The sequence below is a fragment of the Xylanimonas oleitrophica genome (assembly GCF_003244315.1).
GTDB lineage: Bacteria > Actinomycetota > Actinomycetes > Actinomycetales > Cellulomonadaceae > Xylanimonas_A > Xylanimonas_A oleitrophica.
In genome coordinates this window covers 1-11,320 of record NZ_QKWH01000022.1, presented here as the reverse complement: position 1 = coordinate 11,320, position 11,320 = coordinate 1, and the positions used below count along the sequence as shown (strand labels likewise).

General features: G+C 74.5%; 10 protein-coding genes. 3 read left to right on the top strand and 7 right to left on the bottom strand.

Going from position 1 to position 11,320, the window contains the following annotated elements:
- Nucleotides 1-205: 205 nt before the first annotated feature.
- From DNL40_RS16055 to DNL40_RS16045, 3 genes are all read right to left on the bottom strand, one after another.
- Nucleotides 206-1,321 (bottom strand): aspartate-semialdehyde dehydrogenase, encoded by a 1,116-nt coding sequence (locus DNL40_RS16055; protein ID WP_111252278.1) that lies wholly within the window; start codon nt 1,319-1,321, stop codon nt 206-208.
- 7 nt (nt 1,322-1,328) lie between these two features.
- The gene (locus DNL40_RS16050; RefSeq protein WP_111252277.1) at nt 1,329-2,645 is read right to left on the bottom strand and encodes an aspartate kinase; all 1,317 of its coding nucleotides are present in this window, start codon (nt 2,643-2,645) and stop codon (nt 1,329-1,331) included.
- 109 nt (nt 2,646-2,754) lie between these two features.
- Entirely contained in the window at nt 2,755-4,887 is a 2,133-nt protein-coding gene (locus DNL40_RS16045) for an AfsR/SARP family transcriptional regulator (RefSeq protein ID WP_245886001.1), read from the bottom strand.
- 185 nt (nt 4,888-5,072) lie between these two features.
- Between DNL40_RS16045 and DNL40_RS16040 the strand changes: the two genes are divergently transcribed.
- Nucleotides 5,073-5,954: an alpha/beta hydrolase gene (locus DNL40_RS16040; RefSeq protein ID WP_111252275.1), complete on the top strand. Its 882-nt coding sequence runs from the start codon at nt 5,073-5,075 to the stop codon at nt 5,952-5,954.
- Between the two features lie 108 nt (nt 5,955-6,062).
- Here the strand turns inward: DNL40_RS16040 and DNL40_RS16035 are convergent, their stop codons facing one another.
- Nucleotides 6,063-6,836, bottom strand: coding sequence for a TSUP family transporter (locus tag DNL40_RS16035; protein ID WP_111252274.1), 774 nt, complete (start codon nt 6,834-6,836; stop codon nt 6,063-6,065).
- A gap of 155 nt (nt 6,837-6,991) precedes the next feature.
- Here DNL40_RS16035 and DNL40_RS16030 point away from each other — a divergent pair, with 155 nt between their 5' ends.
- Nucleotides 6,992-8,596: a GGDEF domain-containing protein gene (locus tag DNL40_RS16030; RefSeq protein ID WP_111252273.1), complete on the top strand. Its 1,605-nt coding sequence runs from the start codon at nt 6,992-6,994 to the stop codon at nt 8,594-8,596.
- A gap of 22 nt (nt 8,597-8,618) precedes the next feature.
- Here DNL40_RS16030 and DNL40_RS16025 read toward each other — a convergent pair whose 3' ends face one another.
- Both DNL40_RS16025 and recR read right to left on the bottom strand, forming a co-directional pair.
- Nucleotides 8,619-9,188, bottom strand: coding sequence for a DUF5063 domain-containing protein (locus DNL40_RS16025; RefSeq protein WP_111252272.1), 570 nt, complete (start codon nt 9,186-9,188; stop codon nt 8,619-8,621).
- Between the two features lie 34 nt (nt 9,189-9,222).
- Nucleotides 9,223-9,822: a recombination mediator RecR gene (gene recR / locus DNL40_RS16020; protein WP_111252271.1), complete on the bottom strand. Its 600-nt coding sequence runs from the start codon at nt 9,820-9,822 to the stop codon at nt 9,223-9,225.
- A gap of 191 nt (nt 9,823-10,013) precedes the next feature.
- On the opposite strand from recR, the gene DNL40_RS16015 reads away from it, so the two are divergent.
- Nucleotides 10,014-10,340 carry a DUF3817 domain-containing protein gene (locus DNL40_RS16015; RefSeq protein ID WP_111252270.1) on the top strand — a complete coding sequence of 109 codons (327 nt, stop codon included), beginning with the start codon at nt 10,014-10,016 and terminating at the stop codon, nt 10,338-10,340.
- Between the two features lie 68 nt (nt 10,341-10,408).
- Here the strand turns inward: DNL40_RS16015 and DNL40_RS16010 are convergent, their stop codons facing one another.
- Nucleotides 10,409-11,209: an SDR family NAD(P)-dependent oxidoreductase gene (locus DNL40_RS16010; RefSeq protein ID WP_111252269.1), complete on the bottom strand. Its 801-nt coding sequence runs from the start codon at nt 11,207-11,209 to the stop codon at nt 10,409-10,411.
- Between the last annotated feature and the right edge of the window lie 111 nt (nt 11,210-11,320).

Here is an 11,320-nt window from a genome sequence, read left to right as displayed (position 1 = left end):
CACCTGGACCACCATCCCCGGCCAGATCACCACCACCTCCACCACCGCCCCCTTCACCGTCACCGAAGCCCGCACCCACCTCGTCTGCGACACCCTCCACGGCACCGCCACCTGCTGACGGGAGCGGCCGGGAACGACGCTGGCCCGGCCCCCGTGCGGGGACCGGGCCAGCGTGGCGGGGCGGCGAGCACCGCACCCGTGCGCGTCAGGCGCCCGAGGCTTCGGCCTCCTCGGCGGCGTCGAGGGTCGCGAGCTCGGCGATGTCGCCGGCCACGATCTCGGCGATCTGGATCGCGTTGAGCGCGGCACCCTTGCGCAGGTTGTCATTGCTGACGAACAGCACGAGGCCGCGCCCGTCGGGCACGGACTGGTCCTGGCGGACGCGACCCACGAGGGAGGGGTCCGCGCCGGTGGCGGCGAGCGGCGTCGGTACGTCCACGAGGCGCACTCCGGGAGCCGCGGAGAGCAGCTCGACGGCGCGCTCGGGCGTGATGGGCGAGCCGAACTCGGCGTGGATCGCCAGCGAGTGGCCGGTGAACACCGGCACGCGCACGCACGTGCCGGCCACGGCGAGGTCGGGCAACCCGAGGATCTTGCGCGACTCGTGCCGCAGCTTCTGCTCCTCGTCGGTCTCCCCCGAGCCGTCGTCGACCAGCGAGCCGGCCAGCGCCACGACGTCGAACGCGATGGGGGCCACGTACTTCTGCGGCGCCGGGAAGGAGACGGCGGCTCCGGAGTGGGCGAGCCCTTCGAGGTCACCAGCCACGGCAGCCCGGGCCTGGGACGCGAGCTCCTCGACGCCGGCCACGCCGGATCCGGAGACGGCCTGGTAGGTGGCGACGCGCAGCCGCTCGAGCCCGGCCTCGTCCGCGAGCGGCTTCAGCACGGGCATGGCCGCCATGGTGGTGCAGTTGGGGTTGGCGATGATGCCCAGCTCCGCCTCGCCGATGGCGTCAGGGTTCACCTCGGAGACCACGAGCGGCACCTGCGGGTCGCGGCGCCAGGCGGAGGAGTTGTCGATGACGACGGCGCCCGCGTCGGCGAACCGGGGGGCGTGCTCCTTGGACGTCGCACCGCCGGCGGAGAAGATGGCGATGTCGATGTCGGCCAGGTCCTCGGTGGGGGTGGCGGCGACGTCCTCGACGGGGACCTCGTAGCCGCCGAACTCCAGCACGGACCCGGCGGAGCGGGCGGAGGCGAAGAACCGCAGGTCCTTGACGGGGAACTCGCGCTCGGCCAGGAGCCGGCGCATCACGCCGCCCACCTGCCCGGTGGCGCCGACGACGGCGACGTTCACACCCTCGGGGTTGATCTCGACCATCAGCGCCTCACCGCCCCGTCCCGGCGTAGACCACGGCCTCGCCCTCGGTGGAGTCCAGCCCGAACGCGGAGTGCACGGCGCGCACGGCGTCATCCAGAGAGTCGGCGCGGGTGACCACGCTGATGCGGATCTCCGACGTCGAGATCATCTCGATGTTGATGCCGGCGTCGCGCAGCGCGGCGAACAGCTTGGCCGAGACGCCGGGGTGGGACTTCATGCCGGCGCCGATGAGGGAGAGCTTGCCGATCTGGTCGTCGAACTGCAGCGACTCGTACCGGATCTCGCCCTGCACGGCCTTGAGGGCCGCCATCGTCACCGGGCCGTCTCCCTCGGGGAGGGTGAAGGAGATGTCGGTGAGCCCGGTGTGGGCGGCGGACACGTTCTGCACGATCATGTCGATGTTCGCGCCGGCAGCCGCCACGACCTCGAAGATGCGGGCAGCCATGCCGGGCACGTCGGGCACGCCGACGACGGTGATCTTGGCCTCGCTGCGGTCGTGCGCGACGCCGGAGATGATGGGGGCCTCCACGGCAGCCTCCTTGTCGGTGCCGGGGTCGCCGGCCGGTGCGTTGGGGTCGATCGGGTTGCCGTAGGTGCCCGTGACGAGGGTCCCCGTGGCGTGGGAGAACGAGCTGCGCACGTGCACGGGCACGGCGTACCGGCGCGCGTACTCGACGCTGCGCAGCGCCAGCACCTTGGCTCCCGAGGCCGCGAGCTCGAGCATCTCCTCGTAGGTGACGCGGTCGATCTTGCGGGCGGTGGGCACGATGCGCGGGTCGGCGGTGAACACGCCGTCGACGTCGGTGTAGATCTCGCAGACGTCGGCACCGAGGCCGGCCGCGATGGCGACGGCGGTGGTGTCGGAGCCGCCGCGGCCCAGCGTCGTCACGTCGTTGGTGTCGGTGTTGACACCCTGGAACCCGGCGACGATCGCCACCTGGCCCTTCTCGATGGTCTCGCGGATGCGGGAGGGCACGACGTCGACGATCCGGGCCCGGCCGTGCACGGCGTCGGTGATGACGCCGGCCTGCTGCCCCGTGAAGGACTTGGCCTTGACCCCGAGGTTGGTGATCGCCATCGCGAGCAGCGACATGGAGATGCGCTCGCCGGCGGTCAGCAGGATGTCGAGCTCCCGCTGCGGGGGGAGGGGAGTGATCTGGGCAGCCAGGTCCAGGAGCTCGTCGGTGGTGTCGCCCATGGCGCTCACCACGACGACGACGTCGTTCCCGGCCCGCTTCGCCTCGGCGATCCGCTTGGCCACACGCTTGACGCTGTTCGCGTCCGCGACCGAGGATCCGCCGTACTTCTGCACGACAAGTGCCACGCTCAGCTCTTTCTGTCGCCGGCCTCCGTCTCTCTCAACGGCCCGCCGGGTGCCTGTGCTTGCGCGTCGATGGTAGGCCGAGCAGCGGCCTGGCGCCGAACCCGTCTCGTCAGCCGGGCTGGTCCGCGAGGAGCTCGTCGAGCACCGCCAGGTGGGTGTCGACGGGTCCGGCCGTGAGAGCGCCGCTTCCCGCCCCGGCGAGCTGGCCCGCCGCGGGGAGGAGCGCGGCCCGCGCACGGCGGGCGGTCGCGACGTCGTCCAGCAGCACGGCGGCCCGGCCGGTGAGCACCCACAGCGCCTCCAGGAGCAGCCCGGGCGGCGGCTCGGGCACCCGCCGCAGCGCCGCGGCTGCGGCACCCCGTCGGCCTGCCGCGAGCAGCGCCCACGGCCGCGCCCACGGCAGGTACGGGCCCCATGCGTCGTCGGCGACGTCGGGCACGGGCACAGGCACAGGCACGACGGCGGGGACCTCGGCCCCCGCGGCCCGACCGGCCGCCTCGCGAGCGCCGCCGGACGCACCCTCCCGAGCGCCGCCGGGCCTGCCCTCCGGAGCGCGTCCGTGCAGGCGCCCCACGTGCAGGCACAGCACCGCCAGGGGCTCGAGCCCCTCAGCCATGCCGGGCATGCCCGCGCCCTCCAGCCCTCGGGCGGCGGCGCGGTACGCGTCCTCGACCTCGGCAGCCGGCGCGCCCTGCGCGGCCAGCCGCATCGCGGCGAACCAGGTGGTGAGCACCCCGACGAGCGGCCGCTCGTGCCTCTCCCCCAGCCGGGACGCCGCCTCGGCGTGGGCGGCTGCGCCGTCGAGGTCGTCGAGGGCGCCGCGGGCCTGCATGCGCAGCAGGTGGCCCAGGATCTGCGCGGTGGGCAGGCCGTGCCGGTCGGCGAGATCCAGCACCTGCACCCCGACGGCGTCGCGCTCGGCGGCGAGGCCGGCACGGCCGCACGTGTGCAGGGCCAGCGCCGCGAGCGCCGTGACGAGCGCTGCGGGGTCGCCGGAGGCGCGGGCGAGCCGGACGGCGTCCCGTGCCGCCGCGGGCCCGCGCTCGCCGCGCAGCCCGCGGGTCTCGGTGGCGACGACGGCGAGCAGCCGCGCCCGCAGCGCCTGCGGGGCGCCGTCGGGCAGGGCGGCGAGGGTGCGCTCGGCGGCGGCGGCCACCTCGGCGGCCTGGGCGGCGTCGTCGGACCGTGTCCACGTGCCGGGGACGTCGTAGGCGGTGAGCACGCGGGCGGTGAGCTCCGGGTCGCCGTGCTGCTCGGCGGCGCGCACCACGTCGAGGCGGCGTTCGCGGGCCTGGGTGAGCCCGCCGGTGACGGCGAGGCTGCGCAGCAGCTCGGCGGAGGACTCGAGCCGCACGCGGGCGCCGGGGCCCTGCGTGTAGGCGTCGGCGACCTGGTCCCACACGTCTGCGGGGGCGGTGGCGCCGGCCTCGTGCCGCAGCACCTGGGTCTCGAGGCGGGCGAGCGCCGGCCCGGGGTCGACCCCGAGGGTCTCGGCGAGGACGCGACGGGCGCGGCGCAGCACGGCGAGCGCGTCCGCCTGGCGGCCGGAGCGGTACAGGGCGAGGGCGAGCAGGCGCCAGCCCTCCTCGCGCCAGGGGTGGGCGGCGGTGTGGGCGTTGAGGTCGGCCACGGCCTCGGCGGCCCGGCCGAGGGTGAGCAGCGCGTCCGCCCGGCGCTCGACCGCGTCCAGCCGCAGCTCGGTGAGCCGGGCCCGCTCGGTGCGGGCCCAGGGTGCGTCGATCCCGGCGTAGGGGGTGCCGCGCCACAGAGCGAGCGCGTCGTCGGCGCGGTGCAGGGCGGTGCCGGGGGCGGTACCGCGAAGGCCCGCGACGGCGGCCTCGAGTCGGCGGGCGTCCACCGCGTCGGCGGGCAGCCGCAGCGCGTACCCGGGGCCGTCGGTGACGAGCACGCGGGCCGGCGTGCGCGGGGCGCGGCCGGGCTCGAGCGACCGGCGGAGCGCGGCGACGAAGGTGCGCACCGCGGCCGTGGCGTCGCGCGGGCCCCCGTCGCCTGGCGCGCCCTCGCCGTCGTGCCCGCTCCGCTGCGTGCCGCGCACCGGGGGGCGTGCGCCCCGCGATGACGGGGCACCGAGCGGGTCGCCCCACAGGTCGGTGACGAGCTCGTCGAGGGCGACGGTGCGCCCGCGCGCCGCGACGAGACGACCCAGCAGCTCGCGGTGGCGTGGCCCGCGCAGGGGGACGGCGGTGCCGTCGGCGTGCCAGGCCGCGACGGGTCCCAGCACGCCGACCCGCACGGCGAGACCCGGGTCCCCCGTGGTGTCCTCCGCCGTCCTGCTCTCCGTCGTCGTGCCCTCCGTCGTCGTGCCCTCCGTGGTCGTGGCTCCTGCCGCGGGCTGCTCATCGGCTGCTCATCCGTGCGGCCCAGGCTGGGTCCGTCCACCGATCTTCTCCCGAGAGGACCTTGACCATGACCCTCGCCATCCCCGGTCTGAGCACCCAGCGGGTGCCCGTGGCCGACGACGTCGCGCTGCACGTCGCCGTCGGCGGCTCCGGCACGCCTGTCGTGCTGCTGCACGGCTTCCCGCAGACGCACCTGTGCTGGCGGCGTGTCGCGCCCCTGCTGGCGGCCGAGCACACCGTGATCGTCCCCGACCTGCGCGGCTACGGCGCGAGCGACAAGCCTGCCGAGGCCGGCCCGGACACCTATTCGAAGCGGACGATGGCCGCCGACGTCGTGCGGCTGGCCGAGCGTCTCGGCTTCGAGCGCTTCGCCGTGGCGGGTCACGACCGCGGCGCCCTGGTCGCGATCCGCGCCGGCCTGGACCACCCCGGGCGAGTGACCCACGTGGCGGCGCTCGACGTGCTGCCCACCCTGGACATGTGGGACGTGCTCCACGGGGCGGGAGCCGCCGTGGCGTTCCACCTCTACCTCATGGCGCAGCCACCCGGGCTGCCGGAGGCGATGATCGCGGCGAGCGCGGACACCTTCTTCGGGCACTTCCTCGACGCCTGGTCGACGCCGGGCCAGGAGGTGTTCGAGCCCGAGGTGCGGGAGGAGTACCTGCGGGCGTCGCGCGAGGCCGTGGCGTCGATCGTCGCGGACTACCGGGCCTCGGCCGGGGTGGACGTCGAGCACGACCGTGCCGACCGCACGGCCGGACGGCGTCTGACGATGCCGGTGTCGGTGGTGCAGCAGGACTGGGGTGCGGCGCTGGGCTACGACGCGGCCGGGCTGTGGGGTGCGTGGGCCACCGACCTCGACCACCGCACGACGACGTCGGGGCACTTCATGGCGGAGTCGGCCCCCGACGAGGTGGTGGCGGTGCTCCGGTCGCTGCTCGCGCGCTGAGGCGCGCTGGGGCGGGCTGAGGCTCGCCGTCGCGGGTCCCGGCTCCTGCGGCCCTGGGTGCCGGGGCCGCAGGAGCCGGAGGAGCCGCAGGAGCCGGGACCCGCGAGCTCAGGAGGTGATGACGTCGTACCCGAGGCGGCAGATCAGCGCGCCCACGACGACGACGAACACGACGCGCACGAACCGCGACCCGCGGGCCACGGCCATGCGGGCGCCGACGTACCCGCCCACCAGGTTGGCGACCCCCATCGCCAGCCCGAGGCTCCAGATGACGGCGCCGTGGGGGACGAAGAACAGCAGCGCCCCCAGGTTGGTGGCGAAGTTGACGATCTTGGCCAGCGCGGAGGCGGGCAGGAACGCGTAGCCGAGCATGCCGACGAGAGAGATCACGAGGAACGTGCCGGTGCCGGGGCCGAGCAGCCCGTCGTACGCGCCGATGACGACGCCGATGCCCGCGGCGGCCCAGCGGTGACCGTTGCCCTCCCAGCGCAGCCGGGTGCGGTCTCCGAGAGAGGGCTTGAGGATCGTGTAGAGCGCCACGCCCACCAGCACCACGAGGATGATCGGCTTGAAGGCCGCCGCGGGGATGGAGGAGGCGAGCGCCGCTCCCCCGACGGCACCGGCGAGCGCTGCGACCGCCATGGGGCCTGCCGTCGTCAGGTCGGGCTTGACCCGGCGCGCATAGGTGATGGACGACGTCGCGGTGCCCATGATGGACCCCAGCTTGTTCGTGGCCAGGGCCTGGACCGGGGAGATGCCGGGGACCAGGAGCAGGGCGGGCAGCTGGATGAGGCCGCCGCCGCCCACCACGGCGTCGATCCAGCCGGCGGTCAGCCCGGCGAGAAGGAGCAGGGCGATGGTGAGCAGGTCGAGGTCGGGCACGGGCCGATCCTGTCATGATGGCCCGAGTGACCGGTCCGGCCGCTGAAGGCCCCGTTCACCGTCGGGTGAAGTACGGTGACACGCTCAATCAGGGCCACGCGTATCCGATTCCATGTAGAGACCTTTCCGTGGGCGAGTGATCCGAGGTGCACAAGATGACCGATGTCGAGGACCGCGGCGCACCCGTCGTGGGACTGTCCGACACGGACCTCGCCCTGCTCGAGACCGAGCTCGCGGAGATCGAGCTGCTCCCCCGCATCGACGCGGACGCCGCCTCGGAGCGGGTCGTGCCCGTGCTGCGCAAGGCCCGCGCCGCCGGCCTGCACGTCCTCGAGCAGCGCGCGCTGCTGGTGCAGGGCGAGGTCGCCTACTACGACGGCGAGCAGGAGCGCGCCGCCCAGCTCGCCCAGAGCGCCCTCAAGTGGGCCACCGAGCACGGCTCCGTCTTCCTGCTGGCCCGCGCCCACTACGTGCTCCAGAAGGTGTTCCTCGACCTCGGCGACCTCTCCCTCGGTCTCGAGCACTCCGTCCGCGCGGTCGAGCTCCTCGGCGAGGACGCCGACCCGCGCATGCGCCTGGACCACATCGCCCGGCTGGCCGACTGCCTCGGGTACAACCGTGACCTGCCCGGTGCCCGCGCCCGCTACCGCCAGGCGCTCAACATGGCCGTGGAGATCGGCGACGTCGACCGCGAGCTCCTCGTCGTCAACAACTGGTCCTACATCGAGGCCCAGTACGGCGACGCTGAGGCCGCCATCGAGCTGTCCACCCGCATGCAGGAGCTGTCCGTCACCACCGGCACGGAGCTCGGCATCGGCCGGCGCGACACCATCGCCCGCGCCCTGATCCGCGTCGACCGGCTCGCCGAGGCCGAGGAGGTGCTCGAACCCGTCGCCGACCCCGAGTTCCGCCTGGCCGGCCGGGAGGGCGACGGCGGCGCCGAGGGCCTGCTCGCCCTCGTGGAGGTGCAGCGCCGCCGCGGCAAGTTCGCGGAGGCCCAGCGCAACCTCGACGTGTGCCTGCGGCTGTGCGAGGAGCGCAACCTCGGCTACGTCCGGGTGGCCGTGCGCCAGGAGCAGGCCGAGCTGCACGCCGCCGCCGGCGACTACAAGGCGGCGTTCGAGGAGCACCAGCTCTACGCGCGCGACGCGCTGCAGCTCCAGTCGGACGAGCGTGACGCCCGTGCCCGCACCCTCCAGGCGATGTACGAGACGTCGGAGGCGCGCCGCCAGAGCCTGCAGTACCGGGAGCTGTCGCTGCGCGACCCGCTGACCGGCCTCTACAACCGCCGGTTCGTGGACGAGGAGCTGCCTCGCCTGCTCGCCGAGGGCACCACCTCGGGGCGCCCGGTCACCGTGGCGCTGCTCGACCTCGACCACTTCAAGCGGGTCAACGACACCTGCTCGCACGAGGTGGGCGACCACGTGCTCTCGGCGCTGGCGCGGATGCTCGAGGCCGCCGTCGACACCGCGCCGGACGGCTCGTTCGCGGCACGCATGGGCGGCGAGGAGTTCCTGCTCGTGCTGTCCGACGGGGACCAGGACGCCACCACGCAGCTGCTCGAGAGCCTGTGCGCCACCGTGCGGGACCACGGATGGTCCGACCTGACCGGCACCCTGCCCGTGACGGTGAGCATCGGCGCGGCCGCAGGGCCCTCGGACCCGGTGCCCGACCCGGCGCAGCTCCTCGGCCGAGCCGACGCCTGCCTGTACGAGGCCAAGCGCTCAGGGCGCGACCGGGTGGTCTGCGACCTCGTCTGAACCTGGTCTGACGGGCTGCCGCTCAGGCGTGCAGCGCGTCGTACTCGGCCTCCTGGGCGACGTCGTCCTCGACGTCCAGCCGCAGGTGCGCCAGCACCCCCTGGAGCACGCGCAGCGCGGACGCCGCCCGCTCGCCCCAGGAGGACAGGTAGGAGAACTGCCACCACCACAGGGCCTCGATCTCGTGCCCGTCGTCGTAGTGGGCCAGGCCCTTGGTGAGCTCGCTGACGACGCAGGCGAGGTCGCCGGAGACGGTCGCGTGCCCCACCTCGGGCCCCAGCACGGGGTCCACCACCTCGACGTAGTCGTCGAACCCGTCGAACATCTTGGCCAGCGCGACCCGCAGGGGGTCCACGTCGGTGTCCGGGCCGGCGTCGGGCTCGAACCGCTCGGCGGGCACGACGTCGGTCATGGCCGCCAGCTGCGCACCGCACCCGAGCAGGTCGCTGGTCGCCAGGAGCAGCAGCGACAGCTCGGCGCCCGGCGCGGCCCCGGACGCCACCTGCGTCGTCGTCGACAGGAAGGCGCGCACGCGGGCCTGGGTGGACTCGGCGACCTCGCGCAGGTCGCTCGCGCTCTCGATCTCGGTCATCGCTCCGCTCCCTGCTCCCGTGCCTCGTCCGGGCTCAACGGCCCACCACGCGCCGGCCCTCGAACGCCCTGCCGAGCGTGACCTCGTCCGCGTACTCCAAGTCTCCCCCGACGGGCAGGCCGCTGGCGAGGCGGGAGACGGTCACGCCCATGGGGCCGATGAGCCGCGCCAGGTAGGTGGCCGTGGCCTCGCCCTCGACGTTCGGGTCCGTGGCGAGGATGACCTCCTGGACCACGCCGTCGGCCAGGCGGGACATGAGCTCCTTGACCCGCAGGTCGTCCGGGCCGACGTTCTCGATGGGGTTGATGGCCCCGCCGAGCACGTGGTACTTGCCGCGGAACTCGCGGGTGCGCTCGATGGCCACCACGTCCTTGGGCTCCTCGACCACGCAGACCACCTCGTCGGAGCGGCGCGGGTCGGCGCAGATGCGGCACCGCTCGGACTCGGCCACGTTGCCGCACACCTCGCAGAACCGCACGCGCGCCTTGACCTCGGTCAGCGCGTCGACCAGGCGGCGCACGTCCGTGGCGTCGGCGGCCAGCAGGTGGAACGCGATGCGCTGGGCGCTCTTGGGCCCGACCCCGGGGAGGCGGCCGAGCTCGTCGATCAGGTCCTGGACCGCTCCCTCGTACACGCTCTCAGCCTACGGGGCCGCCGGGGCGCCACGGCCTCGCCTGGCCGGCCGCGAGCGTAGGGGTTCGTCACGTCTTCTCCGCCGGGGTGTGACATATCCCTACGCTCGGCACGGCCCGGCGGCGAAACCCGGGACCCGCCCCGCACGTTGACCAGCCGTCCCCTCCACCAGCCCACCGACCTGGGAGAACCATGGCCGCCGCACCCATCGACCGCACCGGACGCCTCTACGCCGTCGTCGCCTTCGCCGAGGCGGCCTCGTGGGCCGGCCTGCTGGTGGGGATGTTCCTCAAGTACGTCACGCAGACCACCGAGGTGGGCGTGCAGGTGTTCGGCGCGATCCACGGTGCGCTCTTCATCGTGTACGTCGCCGTGACGATCTTCGCCGCGGTGCGGCTGCGCTGGTCGTGGAAGGTGGCGCTCGTGGCCCTGGCCGCGTCGGTGCCGCCCCTGACGACCGTCCCGATGGAGATGTGGCTGCGCCGCACCGGGCGGCTCAGCGCCCGCACGACCCCCTGACGCCGGCTCGGCGGGGCCGTCCGCACGGCCCCGCCGAGGCTGCCGTCACGGCCCCGCCGGGCCCACGGTCACGGCAGGATCGCGTCCACGTACCCGCCGTCGACCCGCACGGCGCCGCCCGTCGTCGCGGACGCCAGCGGCGAGGCGAGGTAGACGCACATGTGGGCGATCTCCTCCGGCTCGATCAGCCGCTGCAGCAGCGACTGCGGACGGTGGGTGCGCATGAACTCCCGCTGCGCCTCGTCCCACGGCAGCGAGCGGTCGACGAGCTGGTAGACGAACTCCTCGACCCCGCCGGTGTGCGTCGGGCCGGCCAGCACGCTGTTGACGGTGACGCCGGTGCCGGCCGCCTCCTTGGCGAACCCCCGCGCCACCGCCAGCAGCGCCGTCTTGGTGGTGCCGTAGTGGATCATCTCGGCGGGGATCACGACGGCGGAGTCGCTGGCGATGTACTGCACCCGCCCCCAGCCGCGGCCCGTCATGCCGGGCAGGTAGGCGCGCGTGAGGCGCACCGCGGCGAGCACGTTCACCTCGAAGTAGCGGCGCCACTCGTCGTCGGTGATCTCCAGGGCCGGCTTGGAGCCGAAGATCCCGAGGTTGTTGACGAGCACGTCCACGGTGGGTACGGCCGCGACGACGGCGGCCGCGCCGGCCTCGGTGGACACGTCGCCGGGGGCGGCCACGAAGGTGTCCAGCCCGGTCTCCTCGCGGAGGCGTGCCACGGCGTCGTCCACCCGCTCGGCGGTGCGGCCGTTGACGGCCACGGTGGCGCCCGCACGGGCCAGGCCGGCGGCGATCGCTGCGCCGATGCCCTGGGTGGAGCCGGTGACGAGGGCGGTGCGTCCGGTCAGGTCGATGGTGGTGGTCATAGGTCCGACGATGCCATCCGCGCCGCTGCCCTGCCGACCGTCCCCCCGGCCGCCCCGGTGGCACGCCGGCACGGCTGGCTCTGACAGGGGCGGTCGGGGGGGGGGCGGTCG